The sequence below is a fragment of the Amycolatopsis thermoflava N1165 genome, assembly GCF_000473265.1.
GTDB classification, from domain to species: Bacteria; Actinomycetota; Actinomycetes; order Mycobacteriales; family Pseudonocardiaceae; genus Amycolatopsis_E; species Amycolatopsis_E thermoflava.
This window is the reverse complement of record NZ_KI421511.1, coordinates 7,724,585-7,749,616: the sequence shown is the minus strand read 5'-3', so window position 1 is coordinate 7,749,616 and position 25,032 is coordinate 7,724,585. Positions and strand designations below refer to the sequence as shown.

Genomic DNA, 25,032 nt, shown 5'->3' with positions numbered 1-25,032 from the left:
GCCCTCCGCTCCCTGCCGACATAACCGCAGGTCGGACGTTACGCGAGAACCGGTCGCGCCACCAGGCGGCCAGCCGGTCGCACCGGGGCTCAGCCGCTGGTGGCGCGGGTGATGCGGCCGGCCAGCGCGCGCAGGTGCGCGGCCAGTTCCGGCGGTTCGTGCACCTCGAACTCGCAGCCGAGGGCCAGCAGCCGGAACGCCAGCCAGTCGAGCGTGTCGGCGTGGGTCGCCAACCGGCACTCGGCCGGGCCGGTCGCCGTCAGCTCGCCGGCGTTCTCCACCCGCGGGCGCATCTCCTCCAGCGGCGCGTGCAGGGTCACCACCGCCCGGTGCGTCGGCGCGGTGCGGTAGAGCTTCGCCGTGACGAAGGCCGCCGCGTCGTCGGCGGGCAGCTCGCGCGGGGTGGTGCGGGCGCCGGTGCCGTGGGGGCGGCGGACGCGGTCGACGCGGAACAGGCGCCAGTCGTCGCGGTCGACGTCCCACGCCACCAGGTACCAGCGGCGTCCCGCGGCGACCAGGCGGTGCGGTTCGGCCAGCCGGCGGGATTCGCGGCCCTCGGCGTCGTGGTAGCCGAACCGGACGCGCTCGTGGTTGGCGATCGCGGCGGCCAGTGCGGCGAGGTCCTCGGGGACGACCGGCGGGCCGGGATCGGGCATCGGCACGGTCGCCGCGCCGAGCGTGCGCACCCGGCGGCGCAGCCGCGAGGGCAGCACCTGCTCGAGTTTCGCCAGCGCCCTGGCGGAGGCCTCGTCGATTCCCGCCACGGCCTGGCGCGTGGCGGTGCGCAGGCCGACCGCGATCGCGACGGCCTCCTCGTCGTCGAGCAGCAGCGGCGGCATCGCCGCGCCCGCCACCAGCCGGTACCCGCCCTCGGCGCCCATCGTGGACTCCACCGGGTACCCGAGCCCGCGCAGCCGGTCGATGTCCCTGCGGATCGTCCGGGTGCTGACCGCGAGCCGCGCGGCCAGCTCGGTGCCCGGCCATTCGCGCGGTGTCTGCAGCAGGGACAGCAGTGTCAGCAGCCGCGCCGGGGTGTCCGTCATGGCTCCAGAATGCGACCGAACGGTGACGGAAACTGACCTAGTTCATCATTCCCTCAGCAACACGACCCCACCGATCACCGTCCGGGCGAACTAGGCTGTTGCGGTGGCGGGCACCCTTCCGAGCGAGCTCACCAGTTTCGTCGGCCGGCGGCAGGAGCTCGCGGACATCCGGCGGCTGCTGTCGGCCGCGCGCCTGGTGACGCTGACGGGACTCGGCGGGGTCGGCAAGACCAGGCTCGCGGTGCGGGCCGCGGTCGGATTGAAACGCGCGTTCCCGGACGGGGTGCACCTCGCCGAACTCGCGGACCTGGACGACCCGGCGTTGCTGCCGCAGACCGTCGCCACCGCGCTCGGCCTGCGGGACGAGGCCGTCGAGCCCGCGGACCGGCTCGCCCAGTTCCTCGGCGACCGCCAGGTGCTGCTGGTGCTGGACAACTGCGAGCACCTGACCGACGCGTGCGCGACGCTGATCGGCAAGCTGCTCGCGGCGACCAGCGGGCTGCGCATCCTGGCGACCAGCCGTCAGCGGCTCTCGGTCGAGGGCGAGCACCTGCTGCCGGTGGAACCGCTGAGCCTGCCCGACCACAGCGGCACGACCGAGGGCACCAGCGGCTGGGACGCGATGGCGCTGTTCGCCGACCGCGCCGCCGCCGTGTCGCCGGGCTTCGCGCTCACCGCCGAGAACGAGGCGCTGATCGCGATGATCTGCCGGCACGTCGAGGGGCTGCCGCTGGCCATCGAGCTGGCCGCGGTGTGGTTGCGCACGCTGTCGCTGACCGAGTTGAACGACCGCCTGGCCGACCGGTTCGCGCTGCTGAGCGAGGCCTCCCGCACGGCGCCGCCGCGCCAGCAGGGCCTGGAGGCGCTCGTCGACTGGAGCTACCGGCTGTGCCTGCCCGCCGAGCAGCGGGCGTGGGAGCGGCTGTCGGTGTTCCGCGGCGGGTTCGACCTGCCCGCGGCCGAGTTCGTGTGCGCGGGCGACGAGATCGGCGGCGATTCGGTCCTCGGACTGCTCGCCGGACTGGTCGACAAATCGGTTCTGGTGCGGGTGCGGGAGACCTACGGGCACAACGCGCGCTACCGGATGCTGGAAACGCTCGCCGAGTTCGGCGCGGCGCGGCTCGCCGAGAACGGTGATCCGGCCGGTTCCACGCGGCGGCACCGCGATTTCTACCGGGAGCTGGCCCGCCGGTTCACCGAGGAGAAGATCACCTCGCGGCAGCAGGAGTGGATCTCCCGCATGCAGAGCGAGCACGCGAACCTGCGCGCGGCGCTGGAGTCGTGGCTGGAGGAGCCGGATCCGCGGCCGGCGCTGGAAATGGCGGGGAACCTGTCGACGTTCTGGATCGCGGGCGGGCACCTGCTGGAGGGCAGCCGGTGGCTGGACCGCGTGCTCCAACTCGGCGGCGGCCCGTCGCGGGAGCGGGCCCGCGCGTTGCACGCGTCGCTGCTCACCTGCACGTGGCTGGGGGTGCGGCGGGGGTTCGCCGGGCGGCTGCGCGAATACCGGTCGATCGCGGCGGAACTGGACGACCCGGTGATCAGCGTCGAGTTGCTCGTGTGCGAGGGGGTGAGCCGCTACTTCCTGGGCGATCCGCGGCGGGCGTGCGAGTTGCTGGAGGAGGCGCACGAGGTGTGCCGGGCGGCCGGGCACGACGGGCTGGCGTTGCAGATCCTGCCGTACCTGGCGCTGGCGCGGTTCGTGCTCAGCGAGCCGAACGCCGAGGAGGCCGGGGAGCAGGCGGTCGATCTGTGCGCGGCGCACGGGAACCCGCCCTGGTACACCGCCCTGGCGGTGTGGGTGCTGGGGCTGGCGCTGTGGCGGCGCGGCGACCTGCAGCGCGCGGAACGCCTCCAGCGCGACGCGATCCGCCTGCGCGAACCGGCGGGCGATCATTCCGGGATCGCGCTGAGCCTGGAGTCACTGGCCTGGTGCGCGGCGTCCGACCGGCGGTTCAACCGGGCGGCGCGGCTGCTCGGCGCGGCCGCGACCGCGTGGCGCTTGTCCGGCGCCGGGCGGATCGAACCGGCGCTGCAGCAGGTTTCGCAGACGCACGCCGCGCTCCCGGCGCGGGAGGCCCTGGGACGGCAGGTGTTCGAGCAGGAGTACGCGCGCGGGGCGTCGATGACGTTCGACAAGGCGGTGGCGTTCGCCCTGGACGAGCGGCGGATGTCGGCGGCGCCGGCCAGCCCTTCGCGCAACCCGCTGACCGCCCGCGAATCGGAAATCGCCGCGCTGGTCGCGAAGGGACTGAGCAACCGGCAGATCGCCGGGCAGCTCGTCATTTCCCAGCGGACGGCCGAAACGCACGTCGAGCACATCCTCGCCAAACTGGGGTTCACTTCACGCAGCCAGATCGCTGCTTGGATCACGGCCAATGAGGCGTGAGGTTCGCGCGGTTGGGGTTGGTGTTGGTTTGGCGGTGCTGGTTGCCAGAGTTTGGTGCTTGGTGGTTCGGTGCTGGTTGTCGGTGGATGGCTTCGGGCGGGGTGGGCGGCTTGGGCTGCGGGGTGAAGGCATGAACGGACCGTTCATCCGCGCGTGACTGGACGTTTCGTATGCGCGGTAGGTCGGGCCCTTCTCCGCGGACCCGAGGTGTTGCCGGTATGAATGGACCATTCACCGAGGCACGGTCGGGCATCTCGCGGCAGGGAAGCCATGAATGGGCCATTCATCGCCGCACCACTGGACATCTCGCGCAGCCTCAAGCCGTGAACGGACCATTCATCGCCGCACGGCTGGCCATGTCGCCACGTGCAAGCCATGAACGGACCGTTCACCGGCGCGTGGCTGGACACGTCGCACCACCACACTCATGAACGGACCATTCATCCCTACACGACAGGGCATCTCGCACGCCCCAAGCCATGAACCGACCATTCACCGCCACACCACACGGCACCTCGTGCCGCCCGAGCTCACGAACCGGACCGTTCACCGGCGCGTGGCTGGACACCTCGCACCACCAAACTCATGAACGGACCATTCACCGCTACACGACAGGGCACCTCGCACGCCCCAAGCCATGAACGGACCATTCACCGCCACACCACACGACACCTCGTGCCGCCCAAACTCACGAACGGACCATTCACCGCCACGCGACAGGGCACCTCGCGCGCCCCAAGCCATGAACCGACCATTCACCCCCACACCACCGCCCCCCTCGCGCGGGCCACCCGAATCCCGCCGCGGATTCAACCGACCTCCACCCCCTCCCGCCGCCCCCTGCGCCCGATCCGCCCGAGCCGCGCAGGCACGTCGAAACCGACCAGCAGCGCCGTGAGCACCGTCAGCCCGGCCGCGAGCCACCCCAGCGCCGGCCCCAGCCCGATGTGCCCGGCCACCTGCGCGCCGAGCAGCGGGGCGACCGCGCCGCCGAGTGCGCCGACGTTGTAGGTGAACCCGAGGCTCGCCGCGCGGAGGCGGGTCGGGAAGTGGTCCCCGATGTACTTCGGCAGCAGCCCGGATATCCCGGAACTGGTGCCCTGCAACACGAACAGCAGCAACCAGACCAGCACGATGCTGCCCGGGCCGAGCGCGAACGCCGGGAACACGAACACCAGCGACAGCAGCAGCCCGCCCACGTACGTCGCGCGCGTGCCGAACCGGTCGCCGACCACCCCGGCCAGGCACGAACCGGCCGCATAGCCGAGCCCGGCCCAGGTCAGCGCATTGGCCACCTGCCCGGCGTTGTAGTGCAGCTCCGTCTTCAGGTACGTGGGCAGGAGCGACTGGATCGGCCACGAGTACAGGAACGCGCAGAACACGGTCAGCATCAACCCGACCGCCACCGGCCAGGCTCGGCCGCTGATCTGCACCCCGAACACCACGAACCCCACCACGCACAGCGCGATGTACAGCGGATACAGGCTCCCCGCGTGCCCCGAGAAGATCAGCACCAGGCAGGTCGCCAGCACCACCGCCACGACCATGTTGAGCGGCGCCCACCGCCGGTTCAACAACGCCGTCGCGCTCGTCGAGCCGCCGCCAGACCCGACCTCCTCGGTCCAGTCCTTCGCCTCGGGCAACGTGCGCCGCAGCCACAGCGCCACGAACACCGGCAGGATTCCCAGCCAGAACAGCCACCGCCAGCCGAAGCTCGGCACGATCAGGTCGTAGGCACGCGCAGCGAGCACCGTGCCGATCGGGTACGCCGACAGCAGGCACCCCGTCGCCCGGTTGCGCAGGCCCTTCGGCCAGCTCTCCATCACATACGTGCTGCTGGAGCCGTACTCGCCCGCCATGCCGAGGCCGACGACGACCCGGAAGATGAACAACGACCAGTAGTCCCAGGCGAACCCGCACAGCGCCGTGCCGACCGCGTAGAGCACGATGGACGCGATCATCGCCGGGCGGCGGCCGAAGCGGTCGCCGAGCGCGCCCAGCGCGAGCCCGCCCAGCCAGCGGGACACGAAGGCGGCCGACACCAGCGTGGACGCGGTGGCCAGCGACAGGTCGAACTCGTCGCGCAGCTCGGTGAGCACCAGCGTGATGATCACGAAGTCGAAGCCGTCGAGCAGGTAGCCGAGCCACGCTGCGCCGAACGCCTTCCACTGGCCCGGACCGAGCCGGCGGTACCACGGGTTCATGTTCCGTACCTCTTCATCGAGGGCTAGTCGTGGGACGTTGGACGTCGTATGATGCTGCGGACGTTAGCCGACGATTCCGGATGGTGGCAAGAGTGCGGACACTGCGCAGCCAGGAACTGGCCGATTCGATCGTCGAGCTGATCGACCGGCGGCGCCTCGGGCCCGGCGATCCCCTGCCGCCGGAACCGCGGCTGATGGAGGAGTTCGGCGCGGCCCGCAACTCGGTCCGCGAGGCGCTGCGCACCCTGCAGGCGCTGGGCATCGTCGAAATCCGCCACGGCTACGGCACGTTCGTCGGCGCGGCGAGCATGACCGCGCTGAGCCCGTCGCTGCTGTTCCGCACGCGCGCCCGCTCGCGCGACGACCTGAGCGGGCTGCGCGATCTGCTGGAGGTCCGGCAGATCCTGGAGACCGAGCTGACCCGCAAGCTCGCCCGGCAGCGCGACGACGAACTGCTCGAACAGCTCGCCGAGCGGGTGCGCCGGATGTCCGACCCGGCCACCGCCACGGCCGCCGACGGCGAGTTCCACGAGCTGATCTGCACCGCCGCGGGCAACGAGCTGGCCGCCGAGCTGATCCGCCTGTTCTGGAGCGTCTACCGGCAGACCGAGGCGCTCATCGGCGCGCCGCGCACGCCGTCGGACGCGCTGGTCGCCAAGCACCAGCGGATCGTCGACGCCATCGCCGGAGGCGACCCGGAGGCGATCGACGACGCCGTGCGCCACCACTTCGACGAGGTCCGGAGCCGGCTCACCTGATTGTGGCGTATTCGATTTTCGCCCGTAACGAGTGAAGTCGGGTGGACGTCCGCACCGCTGCGAGAGGACCCTGGGTCCCAGGAGCAGAAGGGGTGGGGCGATGGCGACAGTGGCCGAGCAGATGGTGCGGATCCTGCGGGACAGCGGTGTGCGCCGCATCTACGGGATCGTCGGCGACAGCCTGAACCCGGTCGTGGACGCGGTGCGCCGCACGCCGGGCATCGAGTGGGTGCACGTCCGGCACGAGGAGACGGCGGCGTTCGCCGCGGCCGCGGAAGCGCAGATCACCGGGCGGCTCACCGTGTGCGCGGGCAGTTGCGGCCCGGGGAACCTGCACCTGATCAACGGTCTCTACGACGCGCACCGCAGCGGCGCGCCGGTGCTGGCGATCGCCTCGCACATCCCGTCCAACCAGATCGGCACCGGGTTCTTCCAGGAGACCCACCCGGAGCAGTTGTTCGCCGAGTGCAGCCACTTCAGCGAGCTGGTGTCGCAGGCGGACCAGATGCCGCGGCTGTTGCGGATCGCGATGCAGACCGCGGTCGGGCGCGGCGGGGTGTCGGTGCTGAGCATCCCGGGTGACGTGTCGGAGCGGCGGGCGACCGGCTCCGCGGCCGAGTCGGTGCACCTGGTCGAGCCGTCGCCCGTGGTGCCGCGGGAGGCGGCCATCGCCGAGCTGGCCGAGGTGCTCGACAGCGGCGAGAAGGTGATGCTGTTCGCCGGCGCAGGCTGCCGGGACGCGCACGACGAGGTGATGGCGCTGGCCGGCCGCCTGCTCGCGCCGGTGGGCCACTCGCTCGGCGGCAAGGAGTGGATCCAGTTCGACAACCCGTACGACGTCGGCATGAGCGGGCTGCTCGGGTACGGCGCGTGCTACGACGCGATGCACGAGGCGGACCGCGTGGTGCTGCTGGGCACGGACTTCCCGTACGACGGGTTCCTGCCGCAGGCGCACACGGTGCAGATCGACACGAACCCCGCGCACCTCGGCCGCCGCACGCCGCTGGACCTGGCCGTACACGGCTCGGTAAAGGAGACGCTCGCGGCGGTGCTCCCCCGCCTGCGGCAGCGCACCGACCGGTCCTTCCTGGACCGCATGCTGCACGAACACGCGCGGCGGCTGGAGAAGGTGGTCGACGCGTACACGAAGGACATCGAGCACCACACGCCGATCCACCCCGAGTACGCGGCCGCGGTGCTGGACGAGGTCGCCGCCGACGACGCGGTGTTCACTGTGGACACCGGGATGGGCAACGTGTGGGCGGCGCGGTACCTGACGCCGAACGGGCGGCGCCGGGTGATCGGCTCGTTCCGCCACGGCAGCATGGCGAACGCGCTGCCGCACGCCATCGGCGCCGCGCTGTCCTCGCCTGGCCGCCAGGTGGTGTCCATCTCGGGCGACGGCGGGCTGGCGATGCTGATGGGCGACCTGCTGACGCTGTCGCTGTACGACGTGCCGGTGAAGGTGGTGCTGTTCAACAACGCGTCGCTGGGCATGGTGAAACTGGAGATGCTCGTGGACGGCCTCCCGTCCTACGGCACCGACCACACGCCGGTCGACTTCAGCGCGATCGCCGCGGCGTGCGGGATCTGGTCCACGCGCGTCGACCACCCGGGCGAGGTGCGGTCGGCGCTGACGAAGGCGTTCGAGCACCAGGGGCCCGCGCTGGTCGAGCTGACCACCGACCCCAACGCGATGTCCATCCCACCCAAGATCACGAGCGAGATGCTGCGGGGCTTCGCGCTGGCCGCGAGCAAGACGGTGCTGAACGGCGGGGTGGGCAAGATGGTCGAGCTGGCGCGCAGCAACCTGCGGAACATCCCGCGCCCCTGACGCCCCTGTCCGAAGCCGGATCCGGGCCACCGGGCCGAGGGATGGTTCACCAGGCCCGGCTTGGTTCCGACGGGCCGAGTCGATCGGGTGGGTCTGGAACCACCCTGGTCGCAACCGCCCGGAGCGGCGGGGTCGCACAAACCACCCGCCAAGAACGGCTGCCGCTACCCTGCCCGTCGGACCGTTCGCAACAACTTCCACCGAGTGGGCGAGCGCGGGCCGCCGGTTGACCGAAGTGCCGCATGTGGGACTGGCAGCCCGTAGCTAGGGTCGGCTCGTGCTGGTTTTCCGTTCGATCGGACTGTTCGTGCTGGCGGCGCTCGCCGAGATCGGCGGCGCCTGGCTCGTCTGGCAGGGCGTCCGCGAGCACCGCGGGTGGATCTGGATCGGCGCGGGCGTGATCGCGCTCGGGTTGTACGGCTTCGTCGCCACGCTGCAGCCGGACGCCAACTTCGGCCGCATCCTCGCAGCCTACGGCGGTGTGTTCGTCGCCGGCTCGCTGGCCTGGGGCGTGGTCGCCGACGGGTACCGGCCCGACCGGTTCGACGTCATCGGCGCGCTCATCTGCCTCGCGGGCGTCGCGGTCATCATGTACGCCCCGCGCGGCTGAACATCGTTTCGTGCACCTCGCCTACGCCTTCGGCACCCCGTCGGTCACGGTGTTCGGCCCGTCACGCTACTGGTTTGCGGGACGGCGGAAGTGGTAGCCGGGAGCGGACGAAGGGAGGCGATCGTGCCGGACGAGAAGCACGACGAGCTGGCCGAGTCGAGGCAGGCGCTGGCCGAGGCGAAGGAAGCGGCGCGGGACGCGAAGCTCACGCGGCCCCACGAGCAGGCCGAGCAGGAGGGCGCCCCGGCCGAACACCCGCCCCACCAGGAGGACGACGACCACTTCTCCCCCTCCTGAGGGCCCGCGGCCTACGAGCGCACCGCCGCCGCGACCTCGGCCACCAGGCCCGGCTCCGCCTCGTACGGCAGGTAGAGCGTCGCGCGCGTGAACAGATCGCCGTAGCGGCGCCGCACCTCGGCCGCGACCTCGTCGGGCTTGCCCACCACCGCGATCGCGGCCAGCAGCTCGTCGTCGACGAGCGTGCCCATCCGCTCCCACTCGCCGCGACGGGACAGCCGGTGCAGCTCGTCACCCAGCTCGCCGCGGTCGTGCAGCTCCAGCACCCCGCGGTAGGCCGGCGTCGATCCGTAGAACGCGATCTGCCGCCGCGTGCCCGCGAGCGCGGCGGCGATCTCGGCGTCCGTCCGGCCGGTCACCACCATGGGCGAGCCGACCAGTTCGAAGCCGTCCAGTGAGCTCCGCCCGGACCGCAGCGCAGGCACCGTCACCTCGCGCAGGTACCGCTCGGTGGTGAACCCGTGGCACAGGAAGCCGTCCGCGACCTCGCCCGCCGCACGTGTCATGCCCTCCCCCACACCGGCGAGCAGCACCTTCGGCGGACCGTACGGGTGCGGCGGCGGCGTGAACATCGGGGTCATCACCGTGTGGGTGTAGAACTCGCCCCGGAAGTTGAGGCGCGCACCGGTCTGCCAGCTGTCCCAGATCGCCCGCAGCGCCAGCACGAACTCGCGCATCCGGGCGGCCGGTTGCGACCACGGCATCGAGAACCGCCGGGTGACGTGCGTCTTGATCTGCGTGCCGAGGCCGAGCAGCAGCCGTCCGCCGGAGAGTTCCTGCAGGTCGTTCGCGGTCTGCGCGACCGTCATCGGGTTGCGCGCGAACGCCACCGCGATCGCCGTGCCGAGCGTGACGCGCTCGGTGACCGTCGCGCCGAGCGCGAGCGGCAGGAACGGGTCGTGCTTGACCTCGGTGTTCCACACGCCGTCGAAACCGTCGCGCTCGGCCCGCCGCATCGTCTCCCGGCAGTCGGCCGGACTTTCGAACGGGACCGCGAAATCGACCTTCACCCTGCGAACGCTACCGCCTGCGGTTCCGGAACAGGCACTCCTGCGCGAGGCTCGCCAGCAGCACGCCGTCCCGCGTGCGGACGGTGCCGGTGTACCAGCCGCGGCCGCCCGCGACGCTCTGCGGCACCAGGTCCATGTGCACCCACTCGTCGAGGCGGCCCGGCCGGTGGAACCACACCGCGTGGTCCAGGCTCGACGACGCGGACGCCTCGTCGTTGCCGAAGGCCGCGACACCGGACGAGATGTCCGAGAGGTAGGTCAGGACGCAGGCGTGGATGAGCGGGTTGTCGGGCAGGTCGAGCTCGCAGCGTGCCCAGAAGCGGGTCGGCCACTGGCCGTCCGGGTACGGCTGCGGCGGCAGCGCGCCCTGCATCGAGAAGAGCCGCGGCATGCCGCCACCGGGCAGCTGCTCCGGGTCGCCTTCGGGACGCTCGGGGTGGGCCTCGCGGTCGACGCCCTCCTCGCGGCGGTGGAAGGACGCCGACATGTTGAAGATGACCTCGCCGTTCTGCACGGCGACCACCCGGCGGGCGGAGTAGGAGCCGCCGTCGCGGTCCCGGTCGACGTGGAAGATCGTCGGGCGCGTCGCGTCACCCGGGCGGAGGAAGTAGCCGTGCAGCGAGTGCGGCAGCCGGTCCTCCGGCACCGTGCGCCCGGCCGCGGCGAGCGCCTGCGCGGCGACCTGGCCCCCGTAGAGCGGCAGGGGGTCGTCGAACACGAGGTTGGCGCGGTAGAGGTCGCGGTCGATCTCCTCGAGGTCGAGCAGGTCGGCCAGGGTGGGCTCGTCCACCGCTTTCTCACTGACGGCGTGCATTACCGCACGGTAATACAGGAGGCACACGCGGGCAGGCGCTGGTAGACAGGCATCACAACGGAAGTGGCGGCCGAGCGCGGGGCGGCGCGGCCGCCGCTGAACCTGGGTCAGGCGGCGTGACGCTGCCCCTTCGCGACGGCGTCCTCGACGGCGCCGGCCAGCACGGCGTGGCCCTTGGCGGTGGGGTGGACGTCGCAGCCGCCGGTGGGCAGTGCGATCAGCAGGCCGGCCGCGCACGGGTCGCCGCCGGTGGACCGGGACGCCTCCTGGAACGCGCCGAAGCCGTCAGCCACTACGCCACCGAACCGGAGGGTGGGCCCGGCGAGTGCGGCGTTGAGGGCCTGGACCTGCGCGACCGCGACCGGATCGCGGTAGTCGAGCGCGTAGTAGGACACCAGCACCAGGTCGTGCCGGTACCGGGCCGCACCGCGCAGAGCCGCGAAGATGGTGGTCAGGTTGCGGCTGATCCGCTGCAGTTCGACCGGGAAACTGGCCCCGGTGCATTGGTCGGGTGTGGTCTGCTGGCACACGAACAGGTCGTTCGCGCCGATGTCGATCGTGACGAGCCGGGTGCGCGGGTGCGTCTTGAGGAACCACACGGCGTACTCCAGCTGGGTGCCGGAGTAGCTGACGTGCAACGGGTAGATCGTCCGGTAGCCGAACGGGGACCCGACCGAGTTCTCGCAGCCGTTGCTCTGCGCACCGGGGATGATCATGCTGGCGGTCGTCTCACCCGGGCAGGACGCGTTCGTCACGTTGGGCGAGTACCGCTCCGGGTAGCCGGCGAAGTTCGAGGCGTCGAAGTAGTCGGCGGGTGGAGTCACCGCGGGCGGACGGTAACCGAACGCGACCGAGTCGCCGAGGGCGAGGTAGTCGTGCTGCCCGGCCGAGGCGGGCGTGACCGAGAACAGGACCAGCAGGAGTGCCGCACCGATCCACCCGAAGCGTCGCATCACGAACCCTCCTCGCCGCGTTGCGATGGCCCTCCATTTTCGCTCACCTCGCCGAGTCGCGCAGGGCATCGCGCTCGGTGGGACACTGATCCTCATGCGGCAGCTCGACGACGCCCAGCTGGCCGCGGTCGAGCGCCGCCTGGCCGACGCCGGTTGCCGTCTCCTCGCCGGCACCGTGGTGGATCCCGCGGGGGTGACGCGGGCGAAGTTCGTGCCGCCGCACCGCGCGCGGGACTTCCACCGCGCGGGTCTGGGCGCCTCCCCCAGCTGGCACGTGTTCTGCATCGACAACGCGATCGCGTTCACCCCGGACCTGGGCGTGGTCGGCGACCTGCGGCTGCGTGCCGACCTGGACGCGCTCCGGCTCCTCGGCGACGGGTTGGCCTGGGCGCCTGCCGAGGTGTCCACACAGGACGGTGAGCCGAGCGGACTGTGCGCCCGGAAAGCCCTGCGCGAGGTGGAAAACGCGCTCGCCGACCACGGCATCGTCGCGCGCGCCGGGTGCGAGCTGGAGTTCGTGGTCACCGACGCCTTCCCGCACTGGAACGCCTACGGCCTCAACCTCGCCGCCGAGCCGTTCCTCGCCGACCTGGCCGACGCCGGCCTGCCCGTCGAGCAGATCCACAGCGAGTACGGCGACGGGCAGTTCGAGTTCTCCCTCGCGCCGGCGAGCCCGGTCGAGGCCGCGGACGAGGTCGTGCTCGCCCGGTTGCTGACCAGCCGCATCGCGCGCCGGCACGGGTTGTCGGTCTCCTTTTCGCCGCTGCCCTACGCCGGCGGCAGCGGGAACGGCGCGCACCTGCACGTTTCCCTCGCGCGCGACGGCGTTCCGTTGCTCTCCGGCGGCGACGGCCCGCACGGCCTGACCGCCGACGGTGGCGCCGCCATCGCGGGGATCGTGACCGGTCTGCCGGAAACCCTCGCGGTGTTCGCCGGATCCGTCCTGTCCGGACACCGTCTCCAGCCGGACACCTGGTCCGGCGCCCACGCGTGCTGGGGCTGGGAGAACCGGGAGGCGGCGGTGCGGTTCTGCGCCGCCACCGCGGGCAACCCGCACGGCGCGAGCGTCGAGCTGAAGTGCGCGGACCCGTCGGCCAACCCGTACCTCGCGCTGGCGACGCTGCTCGGGCTCGCCCTCGACGGCATCACCCGGCGGTTGCCGTTGCCCCGGGAGGTCACCCGCAACCCGTCGGAACTGCCGGCGGTGCCCCGGCTGCCCGATCCGGCCGCCGCACTCGACGCGTTCGTGGCATCCCCGCTCGCGCGGCGGCTGCTCGGCCCGGAAATCGCCAGTGCGCTGACGGCGGTGCGCCGCCACGAACTGGACACCTACGGCAAGGCGGAGATCGACGTGCTGACCGGGAAGTTCAGGTTCACGTGGTGAGCGCGCTCGCCGAGCACGTCGCCGCCGCGCCGCTAGTGGACCACCACGTGCACGGCGCCTTCACGGTCGAGCTGGAGCGGGCCGAGTTCGAGGGGCACCTCAACGAGGGTTCGCCCGACCCGATCCCGCCGTGGATGACGCAGTTCGACTCGCAGCTCGGGTTCGCGGTGCGGCGGTGGTGCGCGCCGGTGCTCGACCTGCCCGAGCACGCCCCGGCCGACGAGTACTGGAAGCGCCGCACGGAGCTCGGTGTGGCCGAGGTGACGCGGCGGTTCCTCGGCGGCGCCGGCGTGAGCGACTGGATCGTCGACACCGGGTACGCCACCCGTTCGCTGCTCGGGCTGGAGGGCATGGAGTCGGCCTCCGGCGCGCGGGCGCACGAGGTGGTGCGGCTCGAGGCGCTGGCCGAGGAGCTCGCGCTGGAGAACGTGGCCGGGCGTGACTACGCCGACGCGTTCACCGCCCGGCTGGCCGCGCGCGCCGAGAACGCCGTGGGGGCCAAGTCGATCCTGGCCTACCGCACCGGATTCGACATCGACCTGACCCCGCCGTCACCGGCCGAGGTGACGGCGGCGGCGGACCGGTGGCTGGACACGGCGGGCGACGAGCCGCGGATGGACGACGAGGTGCTGATCCGGTTCGGCCTGCACGCGGCGATCGAGCGGGGCCTGCCGCTGCAGCTGCACACCGGCATCGGCGACCGGGACCTCGACCTGCACCGCGTCAACCCGTTGCACCTGCTGGACTTCCTGCGCGCGACGCCGGACGTGCCGGTTCTGCTGCTGCACTGCTACCCGTACCACCGGGAGGCCGGGTACCTGGCACAGGCGTTCCCGAACGTGCACTTCGACGTGGGGCTGGGCATCAACCACACGGGGGTGCGCAGCGTGGCGGTGGTGGCGGAGTCGTTCGAGCTGGCGCCGTTCGCGAAGCAGCTGTACTCGTCGGACGCGTGGGGGCCGCCGGAGCTGCACTACCTCGGCGCGCTGTTGTGGCGCCGCGCGGTGACCACGACGTTCGGCCGGTGGGTCGCCGACGGCGACTGGCCGGAAGCCGACGCGCGGCGCGTGGTGACCATGATCGCGCGCGACAACGCGCGGCGCGTGTACCGGCTTTGAGCGGCGCGATTTACCGGCCCGGCCACGCCGCGGCGTGGCCGGCCCCGCAGCTCATCAGCCCTGGCCGCGCAGCCGGTCGAGCAGGCGGCGGTCCCGCTTCGTCGGGCGGCCCGCTCCGCGCTCGCGGCGGGCGACCGGCGTCAGGGCCTCCGGCGGGGGCGCCGGGGTGCGGTCGATGTAGCACGTGGCCGCGTCAGGGGCGCCCACCCGTTTTTCGATGACCCGCACGACCTCGACGATCCGCGTCCGGTCATGGACGCGCGCCCGCACCGTGTCGCCGGGGTGTACGCCCGTCGCGGGCTTCGCCGGGCGGTCGTTGACCCGCACGTGCCCGCCGCGACAGGCCGCGGCCGCGTCGGATCGGGTCTTCGTCAGACGGACCGCCCACAGCCAGCGGTCCACGCGCGTGGACTCCATGGTCATCCATCTTGCCTCGCCGGCGCCTTGACCGGCAGGATCGCCGCCAGCCCGGCCGCGAGGATCAGCACGATCCCCGCCATGCCGGCGCGCTGGCTGTCGAAGATCGCGATGAACCCGCTGAACGCCAGCGGCCCCAGGAAGCTCACCGCCCGCCCGGTGGTCGCGTACAGGCCGAACGCCTCGCCCTCCCGCTCCGGCTCGACGATCCGCGCCAGGAACGTCCGGCTCGCGGCCTGCGCCGGGCCGAGGAACACCGACAGCGCCAGCCCGCACACCCAGAACGTCGCCTTGCCGGGCAGCACGGTCAGCGCGACACCGATGATCACCAGCGCGATCAGCGATGTCACGATCACGGTCTTGGGCCCGAGGCGGTCGTCCAGCCTGCCACCGCTGACCGCGCCGATCCCGGCGGTCACGTTCGCCACGATCGCGAACATCACGACCTCGGTCTGGCTGAACCCGAACGTCCCGGCCGCGACCACGCCGCCGAATGTGAAGATCGCGGTCAGGCCGTCGCGGTAGATCGCGCTCGCGGCGAGGAACCACAGCGTCCGCCGGTCGGTCCGCCACAGGTGCGCCAGCCGCTTGGCGAGCACCTTGTAGCCGGCGAAGAAGTTGCCCCTGGCCTGTTCGCGGGACGGCGGGTTCTCCGGCACGAACAGCAGCACCGGCAGGGCGAACACCAAGAACCACACCGCGACGAACAGGGCCACCGCGCGGATGTTCAGGCCGTCCTCGGAGGTCACGCCGAACAGCCCGACGTCCGGCTGCACGAACGCGAACAACACGATCGCGAGGGCGATGACGCTGCCGAAGTAGCCCATGCCCCAGCCGAAGCCGGACACGCGGCCCATCGTCTTCGGCGTGGACACCTGCACGAGCATCGCGTTGTAGTTGACCTCGGCGAACTCGAAGAACACGCTGCCGACCGCGAGCAGGACCAGCCCGGCCAGCAGGTAGGACGGCTCGTCCTGGACGAAGAACAGCCCGGCCGTGCAGGCGATCGCGATGGCGCTGTGGATCCCGAGCCAGAGCTTGCGCCTGCCGCCGACGTCGCTGCGCTGCCCGGTGACCGGAGCCAGCAGGGCGACCGCCACACCGGCGATCGTCATCGCGACGCCAAGCGCTTGCGACCCGCTTTCCGTGTCGGCGGCGACACCGTCGGTGAGGTAGACGGAGAAGACGAACGTGAGGATGACGGCGCTGAACGCGGACGCTCCCCAGTCCCAGAACGCCCAGCTCAGCACGGCTTTGCGCGCGCCCGGCGAGGCCTTGGCGGTGACGGTCACGGCATGATTGTCCACGAGCCGGATGAACCGCTCCGCCCGGCCGGGTGAACGGCGTCACGCTGTGAAAGACTGGGGCTGCGCACTCTCGGCAATGGTTCGGCCACTCCACGCAGCAAGTCCGCCACGGGAAGCGCGCCGACTGGCAAATGTTGACAACGTCACGGATGGTGCCCAGCGGTAACCCGGACGACCCAATTGGCGATACCAGGGGTATCCGAAAGATCGCGGGAGGGGTTTCGCAGTGAGTTTGGGCCAGTCCAAGACTCCGGTCACCGACCGTCCAGTCTGGCTTGTCCTGACGGCGGTGTTCGCGGCGACCGCGGCGGTACAGGTCTACCTGGCGCTCGCCATGTCCGTGTGGTTGTCCGGCGTTCTGGCGATCGTGCTCGCCTTCGCCGCGGCGGGGTCACTGGCCGCCGCGGCGAAGGCAGTGCCGATCACACGTCGAAGTCGACCGTGAGCGCGTCGGACACCGGCAGCGACTGGCAAGTCAGCACGAACCCGTCGGCGACCTCGCTCTCCTCGAGCGCGAAGTTGCGGCGCATGTCCACGGCTCCGGCGGTCACCTTCGCCCGGCACGTGCCGCACACGCCGCCCTTGCACGCGAACGGCAGATCCGGCCGCGCGCGCTGAGCGCTGTCCAGCACCGGCACGTCCCGCGGCACGGCGAGCGTCGTGGCGCGGCCGTCGAGGATGATCGTCGCCTGGGTGACGACTCCGTCGAGCGGCTTCTCCTCGTGCCGCACCGGCTCCGGCGGCACGTCGTCCACATAGAACAGTTCCTGGTGGATCCGCGAAGCAGGCACTCCGGCCGCGCGCAGCCGGTCCTGCGCCACCGTGACCATCCCGAACGGCCCGCACAGCCACCAGTGCCCGACCGCCGACACGTCCGGGAACAGCGCCAGCAACGCGGACAGCTTCTCGCCGTCGAGCCGTCCGGTGAACAGCTCCGCCTCGCGCGGCTCGCGGGACAGCACGTGCACCAGCTCGAGCCGGTCCGGGTAGCGGTCCTTCAGGTCGGCCAGCTCGTCGGCGAACATCACCGTGTCCGTGCGGCGGTTGCCGTACAGCACGGTGACGGTCGCCGCCGGGTCGCGCAGCACCGTCGCCGCGATCGACAGCACCGGCGTGATGCCCGAGCCGGCCGCGATGAGCACGTGGTGCTCCGGCACCGACAGGTCGGGCGTGAAGTTCCCGGTCGGCGTGCCGACCTCGATCTCGTCGCCCGGCCGCACCTGGTGCACCAGCCACGTCGAGAACAGCCCGTCCGGCACCTCGCGCACCCCGATGCGCGGCTTGCTGCCCTCGGGCGAGCAGATCGAGTACGACCGGCGCTCCTCGCGCCCGTCGATCGTCCGCCGCAGCGTGAGCGACTGCCCGGCGCGGAACGCGTAGGCCTCCGCCAGCTCCGGCGGCACGTCGAAGGTGACCGCGACGGCGTCGTCGCACAGGGGCGTCACCTCGGCCACGGTCAGCGTGTGGAAGTCGCCCCGCAGCCTCGATTTGGTGCTCGCGGTCACCTCAGATCTCCTTGACGTGCTCGAAGGGTTCGTCGCAGGACCGGCAGCGCAGCAACGACTTGCAGGCGGTGGCCCCGAACTCCGACACCAGCTCGGTGTCCGCCGACCCGCACCGCGGGCAGGACACCCGGCGCACCGGCGGGCTCAGCGTCAGCGGAACCGGCCCGGTCGGCCGTCGCGGCGCGCTGCCCGGCGGCGCGATACCCGCCTCGGCCAGCGCCCGGCGGCCCCGCTCGCTGATCCAGTCGGTGCTCCAGGCAGGCTGCAGCACCGTGCGGACCTCGACGCGCGAGTAGCCGGCGCTCTGCAGCGCGTGCACCAGGTCGTCGCGCATGGTGTCCATCGCCGGGCACCCGGTGTAGGTGGGCGTGATCGACACCGTCACCGCACCGTCCTGTTCGGACACCTCGCGCAGCACGCCGAGGTCGGCCAGCGTCAGCATGGGCAGCTCGGGGTCGCGGACGGTCTCCGCGACGGCGCGGGCGCTCACCATGTCGCCTCCGGATGGGCGCGGGCGACGCTCTGCAGCTCGGCAAGCAGGTAGCCCATCGCCTCGGTGTGCCGGCCGCCCCGTCCGGTCTGCCCGTTGACCCCGGCCTTGCCCGCGATCTCCGGGCGGGACAGGGAACCGGCGGCGAACACCTGCGCCAGGACGTCGTCGAACTCCTCGCGCACCGACGCCGGGGCGACCGCGACACCGGCCGCGGCCAGCCGCGACTCGGTCTCGTGCGGCACGAACAGCTCGTCCACGAACGGCCAGATCCCGTCCAGCCCGGCCTGCATCCGCTCGTGCGAGAACGCGGTGCCGTCACCGAGCCGCACGGCCCACTGCGCGGCGTAGTCGCGGTGGTAGGTCAGCTCCTTGACGCCCTTGTCGGCGATCGCGGCCAGCACCGGGTCCACCGACGACCGCAGCCGCTGGAACAGCGCCAGCCGCCAGGTCGAGAACACCAGCAGCACCGCGATCAGCTGCCCGAAGTCGCCGCGCTCCAGCTCCGCGAGCCGGACGTTGCGGAACTCGTGCTCGTCGCGGAAGAATGCGTAGTCGTCCTCGCCGCGGTCTGAACCGCCCGCCCGTCGCCCACCGCCACCCTCAACGGAGGCGCTCTGCGCCGCTGCTTCTGCTTTGCCCGCGCGCGCCAGCAGCAGCCGCGCCTGGCCGAGCAGGTCGAGGCCGATGTTGGCGATCGCGACCTCGTCCTCCAGCTCGGGCGCGCGGGTGCACCACTGCTGCAGCCGGTGCGAGAACACCAGGGCGTCGTCGCCCAGCATCAGGCAGTACCGCGCCAGGTCCGCACCGTCCACACCGGACGGCACCGAGGTGTCGACCCCGGCGAGCGGGTCCTCGAACCCGGTGCCGAACGCCCACCGCGAGTCGTCGTGAGCGTCGATCAAAGCCTCGTAGGCGTTGTCAAAGGACATCATCAGCTCACATGTGGGGAACGTTGTCGGGGATGTCGTAGAACGTCGGGTGCCGGTACACCTTGTCGCCGGACGGCGCGAAGAACGGGTCCTTCTCGTCCGGCGAGGACGCGGTGATGTCGGCGGCCTTGACCACCCAGATGCTGACGCCCTCGTTGCGCCGCGTGTACAGGTCACGCGCGTTGTGCAGGGCCATCTGGTCGTCGGCCGCGCGCAGCGACCCGACGTGCACGTGGTTGAGGCCTCGCTTGCCACGCACGAAAACCTCGTACAGCGGCCACTCGCTCTTGCTCACTTCGCCTCCGCCATCTTGCGCGCGTGCGCGGCCGCGGCCTCGCGGACCCACGCGCCGTCCTCGTGCGCCTGCCGCCGCCGCGCCAGCCGCTCGGTGTTGCACGGGCCGTTGCCCGCGACGACCTGCTTCATCTCGTCCCAGTCGACCTGGCCGAAGTCGTAGTGCCCGCGCTCGGCGTTCCAATTCAGGTCCGGGTCCGGCAGGGTCACGCCGAGCGCCTCGGCCTGCGGCACGGTCATGTCGACGAACCGCTGGCGCAGCTCGTCGTTGGTGTGCCGCTTGATCTTCCACGCCATCGACTGCGCGGTGTTGGCGGATTCGGCGTCCGGCGGGCCGAACATCATCAGCGACGGCCACCAGAACCGGTTCACCGCGTCCTGCACCATGTCCCGCTGCGCCTGCGTGCCCTTCATCATCGTCATCAGCAGCTCGTAGCCCTGCCGCTGGTGGAACGACTCCTCCTTGCAGATCCGGATCATCGCCCGGGCGTACGGCCCGTACGAGGACCGGCACAGCGGCACCTGGTTGCAGATCGCGGCGCCGTCGACGAGCCAGCCGATCGCGCCCACGTCGGCGAACGTCAGCGTCGGGTAGTTGAAGATCGACGAGTACTTCTGCCGCCCGCTGATCAGCTTCTCGGTCAGGTCCGCGCGGTCCGCGCCCAGCGTCTCGGCGGCCGAGTACAGGTACAGCCCGTGCCCGGCCTCGTCCTGCACCTTCGCCAGCAGGATCGCCTTGCGCCGCAACGACGGCGCGCGGGTGATCCAGTTGCCCTCCGGCTGCATGCCGATGATCTCGGAGTGCGCGTGCTGCGCGATCTGCCGGATCATCGTCTTGCGGTAGCCCTCCGGCACCCAGTCCCGCGGCTCGATCCGCTGGTCCTTTTCGATGGTGTGCTCGAAGTGCCGTTCGAGGTCCTTCTCGTCGAGGATGGCAGTCATCGATTCTCCTTGGCCACCAGGGTGAGCACGTCGTACTTGGCGACGGATTCGCCCGCGGAGTTGGTCACGTCGGCGTCCCAGCGCACCTCGCCGTAGTCGGCGTTCTCGCGCGGGGTGATCTGCTTGGCGGTCAGCGTCACGGTCAGCTCGTCACCGGGCTTGACCGGGGTCAGGAACCGCAGGTTCTCCAGGCCGTAGTTGGCCAGGACCGGCCCCGGCTCGGGCGAGACGAACAGGCCCGCCGCGAACGACACGACCAGGTAGCCGTGCGCCACGATGCCGCCGAACAACGGGTTGGCAGCCGCCGCCTCGGGGTCGGTGTGGGCGTAGAAGGTGTCGCCGGTGAACTCGGCGAAGTGGTCCACGTCCTCCTGGGTCACGGTGCGCGGCCCGGCCACCACCGAGTCGCCGATCTTCAGCTCCGCCAGGGACTTGCGGAACGGGTGGACGTCCTCGGTGTTGCGCGGCGCGCCCTCGACCCACCGGCCGGTGACCGCGGACAGCACCTTCGGGCTGCCCTGCACGGCCGTGCGCTGCATGTGGTGCAGCACGCCGCGGATGCCGCCCATCTCCTCGCCGCCACCGGCGCGGCCAGGGCCACCGTGCACCAGGCCCGGCATCGGCGAACCGTGGCCGGTCGACTCCTTCGCGTCGTCGGCGTCGAGCACCAGCAGGCGGCCGTGCCACGGCGCCACGCCCAGCACGACCTCGCGGGCGAACTGGGCGTCGCCGGTGACGACCGACCCGGCGAGGCTGCCCTGGCCGCGCGCGGCGTAGCCGATGACCTGCTCGACCGAGGTGTAGGGCATCAGCGTGGAGACCGGGCCGAAGGCCTCGACCTCGTGCGGCTCGGCGCGGTCGGCGTCGCCCTTGAGCAGCACCGGCGAGATGAACGCGCCGCGCTCGGCGTCGGCGTCGACCACCTCGACCCGCTCCGGGTCGCCGAACACGACGCTGGAGGCGTCCTGCAGCGCCTTCAGCGAGCGGCGGACCTCCTCGCGCTGCTCCAGGCTGGCCAGCGCGCCCATGCGGACGCCCTCCGCCGCGGGGTTGCCGATCTTGACCTTCGCCAGGCGCTCGGCGGCGGCCTCGGCCACGTCGTCGAGCAGCTCGGCCGGCACGAACGCACGGCGGATCGCGGTGCACTTCTGTCCGGCCTTGACGGTCATCTCGGTGACCAGCTGCTTGACGTAGAGGTCGAACTCGGCCGTGCCGGGCTTCGCGTCCGGGCCGAGGATCGAGCAGTTCAGCGAGTCGGCCTCGGCATTGAACCGAACAGCCTGGCGCACGATCACCGGGTGCGTGCGCAGCTTCTGCGCCGTCGACGCCGACCCGGTGAACGACACCAGGTCCTGCTCGGTGAGGTGGTCCAGCAGGTCGCCGGCACTGCCGGAGATCAGCTGCAGCGTGCCCTCCGGGATCAGACCGGATTCGATGATCAGCTCGACCAACCGCTCGGTCAGGTAGGCGGTCTGGCTAGCCGGCTTCACGAGGCTCGGCACGCCCGCGAGGAACGCCGGGGCGAACTTCTCCAGCGGACCCCACACCGGGAAGTTGAAGGCGTTGATCTGCACGGCGACGCCCCGCAGCGGGGTGGCGATGTGCTGGCCGAGGAACGTGCCGCCCTTGCTCAGCGGCTCCACGTTGCCGTCGACATAGACGGTGTCGTTGGGCAGCTCGCGCTTGCCCTTGCCGGAGTAGGCGAACAGCACGCCGATGCCGCCGTCGACGTCGAACTTCGAGTCGCCGAGCGTGGCGCCGGTCTTGGCGGACAGCTCGTACAGCTCGTCGCGGTGCTCGCGGAGGTGGGAGGCCACGGCTTTGAGCAGCGCGGCCCGCTGGTGGAAGGTCAGCTCGCGCAGGGCAGGCCCGCCGACGCGGCGGCCGTGGTCGAGCGCGGCGGCCATGTCGATGCCGGCGGACGAGATCCGTGCGACCTCGGCGCCGGTGACCGCGTCGTGCAGGGGCGCCCCCTCGCCCTCCCCGGTCCGCCAGCCGCCGCTGACGTAGCTGCGCAGCATCCTCGTCGACTGCTGGGCCATCGTTCCTCGCTTCCCCGGATTAACCAACCGAACGTTCAGGAAGTCATGGTAGCGTCTCGGCATGGCTGACGAAAGCACCAGTGACGTTGTTTCCGTTTCCCGCGAAGGCGCCGTGGCCACCGTGACGATGCTCCGGCCCGCCCTCACCGGTGAACTGAAGACCGAGCTGCGGGACGCGCTGGAGCGGGTGGCGGCGGACGATTCGGTCCGCGCCGTCGTACTCACCGGCACCGGCCGGGCGTTCTGCGTGGGCCAGGACCTGGCCGAGCACGCCGACGCGCTGCGCGCCGACCCGGCGACCGCGTTCGCCACCATCGACGAGCACTACAACCCGATCGTCACGACGCTGGCGACCATGCCGAAACCGGTGGTCGCGGCGGTCAACGGGACGTGCGTCGGCGCCGGGCTCGGGTTCGCCCTCGCCTGCGACCTGCGGGTCACCGCGGACACCGCGAAGTTCGGCACCGCGTTCACCGGCATCGGCCTGACCTGCGACTCCGGCCTGTCCGCCACGCTCGCGCGCGCCGTCGGCGCGGCCAGGGCGAGCGAACTCGTCCTGCTCGGCGAGACGTTCACCGCCGCGCAGGCCGCGGAGTGGGGCATCGCCGGGCGCGTCGTGCCGGCCGACGAGGTGGCCGCGACCGCCGCCGACTTGGCGGCCCGCCTGGCCGCGGGCCCCACGCGCGCCTACGCGGAGGCCAAGCGCGCGCTGGCCGCGTCCTGGGGCGCGCCGCTGCCGGAAGTCCTGCGCCTGGAAGGCGAAGCACAGGCGCGACTCGGGCTCACCGACGACCACCGCGGAGCCGTCGAGGCCTTCCTGGGCAAGTCGAAGCCGGTGTTCCAAGGGTCTTGACAGTGCCGAGGCCGGACGCACATTATTAACCGTCCATTCGGTCAGTAACGACGGAAGGCAGTGCTGCCGTGTCCCAAGCCGCGCAGGCGATGTTCGCCGACGACGTCGCGTCGAAGTCGCTCGGCATCGAACTCGTCGAAGCCGACGGTGGCCGGGCGGTCGCCCGCATGACGGTCACCGAGCAGATGGTGAACGGGCACGCGATCGCCCACGGCGGGTACATCTTCCTGCTGGCCGACACGACGTTCGCCTGCGCGTGCAACAGCCACGGCCCGGTGACGGTCGCGGCGGGCGCCGAGATCTCGTTCGTCGCCAGCGCCCGCCTCGGCGACCGGCTGGTCGCCACGGCCGAGGAACGCACGCGTTACGGGCGCAACGGCATCTACGACGTCACGGTGCACCGCGAGACCGGCGCCGGGCGCGAAGTGATCGCCGAATTCCGCGGCCGCAGCCGCACGATCGGGAAGAACTGAGGAGCCGGCCCCCATGACGACCATGCACAGCGACGTGCCCCAGGCGAAGCGCCTCGGCACCGCGCCCGCGCCGGACGACCTGACCGCCGCCGAGCGGATGAGCGTCGACGAGCTGCGCGCCACCCAGCTGGAACGTCTGCAGTGGACGTTGCGGCACGCCTACGAGAACGTGCCGTTCTACCGCCGCAAGTTCGACGAGGCCGGGGTGCACCCGGACGACTGCCGCGAGCTGTCGGACCTGGCGAAGTTCCCCTGCACCACCAAGCACGACCTGCGGGACAACTACCCGTTCGGGATGTTCGCGGTGCCGCAGGAGCAGGTGCGCCGCATCCACGCCTCCAGCGGCACCACCGGCAAGCCGACCGTGGTCGGGTACACCGAAGCCGACATCGACACCTGGGCGACCGTGATGGCCCGCTCGATCTACGCGGCGGGCGGGCGGCCGGGGCACAAGGTGCACGTGGCCTACGGCTACGGCCTGTTCACCGGCGGGCTCGGCGCGCACTACGGGGTGGAGAAGCTGGGCTGCACCGCGATCCCCGCGTCCGGCGGCATGACCGCCCGGCAGGTGCAGATCATCACCGACTTCCGGCCCGAGGTCATCATGGTGACCCCGTCGTACATGCTGACGCTGCTGGACGAGTTCGAGCGCCAGGGCCTGGACCCGGCGAAGTCCTCGCTGCGGGTGGGCATCTTCGGCGCCGAGCCGTGGACCGAGCAGATGCGGCGGGAGATCGAGCAGCGGATGGACCTGCACGCCGTCGACATCTACGGCCTGTCCGAGGTGATGGGGCCGGGTGTCGCGCAGGAGTGTGTGGAAACCAAGGACGGCCTGCACATCTGGGAGGACCACTTCTACCCCGAGGTGGTGGACCCGGTCGAGGGGAACGTGCTGGCCGAGGGCGAGACGGGTGAGCTGCTGTTCACCTCGCTCACCAAGCAGGCCATGCCGGTCATCCGCTACCGCACACGGGACCTGACCGCGCTGCGCCCCGGCACCGCGCGGCCGGCGTTCCGGCGCATGGACAAGGTCACCGGCCGCAGCGACGACATGATCATCCTGCGCGGGGTCAACGTGTTCCCGACGCAGATCGAGGAGATCGTGCTGGCGACCGAGGGCCTGGCGCCGCACTTCCAGCTGAAGCTGACCAAAAAGGACCGGATGGACCACCTGACGGTGCTGGTCGAGGCCCGGCACGACACCCCGGCCGACCGCCGTTCCGGCGCCGCCGCGGAGATCGCGGCACGGGTCAAAGACGGCGTGGGGATCAGCGTCGGCGTGGAGGTGCTCGACCCGGACACACTGGAACGGTCGATGGGCAAGCTGCGCCGCGTGATCGACCAGCGCCCGCCGGCCTGAGAC

General features: G+C 71.6%; 24 protein-coding genes. 11 read left to right on the top strand and 13 right to left on the bottom strand.

Translation table 11 applies throughout. The features are described 5' to 3' along the window. Positions 1-89: 89 nt before the first annotated feature. Positions 90-1,043, bottom strand: coding sequence for a helix-turn-helix transcriptional regulator (locus AMYTH_RS0138585; RefSeq protein WP_027934709.1), 954 nt, complete (start codon positions 1,041-1,043; stop codon positions 90-92). A 103-nt stretch (positions 1,044-1,146) separates the two neighbouring features. On the opposite strand from AMYTH_RS0138585, the gene AMYTH_RS0138580 reads away from it, so the two are divergent. Continuing rightward, the gene (locus AMYTH_RS0138580) at positions 1,147-3,432 is read left to right on the top strand and encodes an ATP-binding protein (RefSeq protein WP_027934708.1); all 2,286 of its coding nucleotides are present in this window, start codon (positions 1,147-1,149) and stop codon (positions 3,430-3,432) included. Between the two features lie 809 nt (positions 3,433-4,241). Here the strand turns inward: AMYTH_RS0138580 and AMYTH_RS46490 are convergent. Further along, entirely contained in the window at positions 4,242-5,636 is a 1,395-nt protein-coding gene (locus AMYTH_RS46490) for a sialate:H+ symport family MFS transporter (protein ID WP_037323014.1), read from the bottom strand. A gap of 92 nt (positions 5,637-5,728) precedes the next feature. Here AMYTH_RS46490 and AMYTH_RS0138570 point away from each other — a divergent pair, with 92 nt between their 5' ends. From AMYTH_RS0138570 to AMYTH_RS49315, 4 genes are all read left to right on the top strand, one after another. Then, positions 5,729-6,394: a FadR/GntR family transcriptional regulator gene (locus AMYTH_RS0138570; protein ID WP_027934707.1), complete on the top strand. Its 666-nt coding sequence runs from the start codon at positions 5,729-5,731 to the stop codon at positions 6,392-6,394. 100 nt (positions 6,395-6,494) lie between these two features. Beyond that, entirely contained in the window at positions 6,495-8,228 is a 1,734-nt protein-coding gene (locus tag AMYTH_RS0138565; RefSeq protein WP_027934706.1) for a pyruvate dehydrogenase, read from the top strand. A gap of 277 nt (positions 8,229-8,505) precedes the next feature. Next, on the top strand, positions 8,506-8,838 hold the full coding sequence (locus AMYTH_RS0138560) for a YnfA family protein (RefSeq protein ID WP_027934705.1): 333 nt from the start codon (positions 8,506-8,508) through the stop codon (positions 8,836-8,838). A 123-nt stretch (positions 8,839-8,961) separates the two neighbouring features. After that, a complete protein-coding gene (locus tag AMYTH_RS49315; RefSeq protein ID WP_157360735.1) occupies positions 8,962-9,135 on the top strand; it encodes a hypothetical protein in 174 nt (57 codons plus the stop codon). 11 nt (positions 9,136-9,146) lie between these two features. On the opposite strand, the gene AMYTH_RS0138550 is transcribed toward AMYTH_RS49315, so the two are convergent. The 3 genes from AMYTH_RS0138550 to AMYTH_RS46485 form a co-directional block, all read right to left on the bottom strand. After that, positions 9,147-10,145, bottom strand: a complete 999-nt coding sequence (locus AMYTH_RS0138550) for a TIGR03617 family F420-dependent LLM class oxidoreductase (RefSeq protein WP_027934704.1) — start codon at positions 10,143-10,145, stop codon at positions 9,147-9,149. Between the two features lie 10 nt (positions 10,146-10,155). After that, positions 10,156-10,959: an acyl-CoA thioesterase gene (locus tag AMYTH_RS0138545; RefSeq protein WP_027934703.1), complete on the bottom strand. Its 804-nt coding sequence runs from the start codon at positions 10,957-10,959 to the stop codon at positions 10,156-10,158. Positions 10,960-11,066: 107 nt separating this feature from the next. Further along, the gene (locus AMYTH_RS46485) at positions 11,067-11,912 is read right to left on the bottom strand and encodes an SGNH/GDSL hydrolase family protein (RefSeq protein WP_037323013.1); all 846 of its coding nucleotides are present in this window, start codon (positions 11,910-11,912) and stop codon (positions 11,067-11,069) included. 94 nt (positions 11,913-12,006) lie between these two features. Here AMYTH_RS46485 and AMYTH_RS0138535 point away from each other — a divergent pair, with 94 nt between their 5' ends. Further along, positions 12,007-13,296, top strand: coding sequence for a type I glutamate--ammonia ligase (locus AMYTH_RS0138535; protein ID WP_084022761.1), 1,290 nt, complete (start codon positions 12,007-12,009; stop codon positions 13,294-13,296). Further along, complete coding sequence (locus AMYTH_RS0138530) at positions 13,293-14,414, top strand: amidohydrolase family protein (RefSeq protein WP_228685143.1); 1,122 nt, start codon at positions 13,293-13,295, stop codon at positions 14,412-14,414. The genes AMYTH_RS0138535 and AMYTH_RS0138530 overlap by 4 nt, the downstream gene beginning before the upstream one ends. Positions 14,415-14,468: 54 nt before the next feature. On the opposite strand, the gene AMYTH_RS0138525 is transcribed toward AMYTH_RS0138530, so the two are convergent. Both AMYTH_RS0138525 and AMYTH_RS0138520 read right to left on the bottom strand, forming a co-directional pair. Next, a complete protein-coding gene (locus AMYTH_RS0138525; protein ID WP_027934700.1) occupies positions 14,469-14,831 on the bottom strand; it encodes an RNA-binding S4 domain-containing protein in 363 nt (120 codons plus the stop codon). 2 nt (positions 14,832-14,833) lie between these two features. After that, complete coding sequence (locus tag AMYTH_RS0138520; RefSeq protein ID WP_027934699.1) at positions 14,834-16,123, bottom strand: MFS transporter; 1,290 nt, start codon at positions 16,121-16,123, stop codon at positions 14,834-14,836. Between the two features lie 241 nt (positions 16,124-16,364). On the opposite strand from AMYTH_RS0138520, the gene AMYTH_RS48385 reads away from it, so the two are divergent. Further along, complete coding sequence (locus tag AMYTH_RS48385; RefSeq protein WP_020486725.1) at positions 16,365-16,583, top strand: hypothetical protein; 219 nt, start codon at positions 16,365-16,367, stop codon at positions 16,581-16,583. On the opposite strand, the gene paaE is transcribed toward AMYTH_RS48385, so the two are convergent. Genes paaE through paaZ form a run of 6 tightly spaced genes read right to left on the bottom strand, consistent with a single transcriptional unit; the run spans position 16,561 to position 22,322 of the window. Beyond that, positions 16,561-17,643, bottom strand: a complete 1,083-nt coding sequence (gene paaE, locus AMYTH_RS0138510) for a 1,2-phenylacetyl-CoA epoxidase subunit PaaE (protein ID WP_027934698.1) — start codon at positions 17,641-17,643, stop codon at positions 16,561-16,563. The genes AMYTH_RS48385 and paaE overlap by 23 nt on opposite strands. Position 17,644: 1 nt before the next feature. After that, the gene (gene paaD / locus AMYTH_RS0138505; protein ID WP_027934697.1) at positions 17,645-18,136 is read right to left on the bottom strand and encodes a 1,2-phenylacetyl-CoA epoxidase subunit PaaD; all 492 of its coding nucleotides are present in this window, start codon (positions 18,134-18,136) and stop codon (positions 17,645-17,647) included. Next, on the bottom strand, positions 18,130-19,065 hold the full coding sequence (gene paaC, locus AMYTH_RS0138500; RefSeq protein WP_027934696.1) for a 1,2-phenylacetyl-CoA epoxidase subunit PaaC: 936 nt from the start codon (positions 19,063-19,065) through the stop codon (positions 18,130-18,132). The genes paaD and paaC overlap by 7 nt, the downstream gene beginning before the upstream one ends. A 7-nt stretch (positions 19,066-19,072) precedes the next feature. Further along, entirely contained in the window at positions 19,073-19,360 is a 288-nt protein-coding gene (gene paaB, locus AMYTH_RS0138495) for a 1,2-phenylacetyl-CoA epoxidase subunit PaaB (RefSeq protein WP_017984160.1), read from the bottom strand. Next, complete coding sequence (paaA, locus tag AMYTH_RS0138490) at positions 19,357-20,301, bottom strand: 1,2-phenylacetyl-CoA epoxidase subunit PaaA (protein WP_027934695.1); 945 nt, start codon at positions 20,299-20,301, stop codon at positions 19,357-19,359. The genes paaB and paaA overlap by 4 nt, the downstream gene beginning before the upstream one ends. Continuing rightward, positions 20,298-22,322 carry a phenylacetic acid degradation bifunctional protein PaaZ gene (paaZ, locus tag AMYTH_RS0138485; RefSeq protein ID WP_027934694.1) on the bottom strand — a complete coding sequence of 675 codons (2,025 nt, stop codon included), beginning with the start codon at positions 22,320-22,322 and terminating at the stop codon, positions 20,298-20,300. Before paaZ ends, paaA begins: the two co-directional genes overlap by 4 nt. Positions 22,323-22,404: 82 nt before the next feature. On the opposite strand from paaZ, the gene AMYTH_RS0138480 reads away from it, so the two are divergent. From AMYTH_RS0138480 to paaK, 3 genes are all read left to right on the top strand, one after another. Next, complete coding sequence (locus AMYTH_RS0138480; RefSeq protein WP_027934693.1) at positions 22,405-23,196, top strand: enoyl-CoA hydratase/isomerase family protein; 792 nt, start codon at positions 22,405-22,407, stop codon at positions 23,194-23,196. Between the two features lie 89 nt (positions 23,197-23,285). Next, on the top strand, positions 23,286-23,669 hold the full coding sequence (gene paaI, locus AMYTH_RS0138475; protein WP_037323010.1) for a hydroxyphenylacetyl-CoA thioesterase PaaI: 384 nt from the start codon (positions 23,286-23,288) through the stop codon (positions 23,667-23,669). Positions 23,670-23,682: 13 nt separating this feature from the next. Beyond that, complete coding sequence (gene paaK / locus AMYTH_RS0138470; protein ID WP_027934691.1) at positions 23,683-25,029, top strand: phenylacetate--CoA ligase PaaK; 1,347 nt, start codon at positions 23,683-23,685, stop codon at positions 25,027-25,029. Positions 25,030-25,032: the final 3 nt, after the last annotated feature.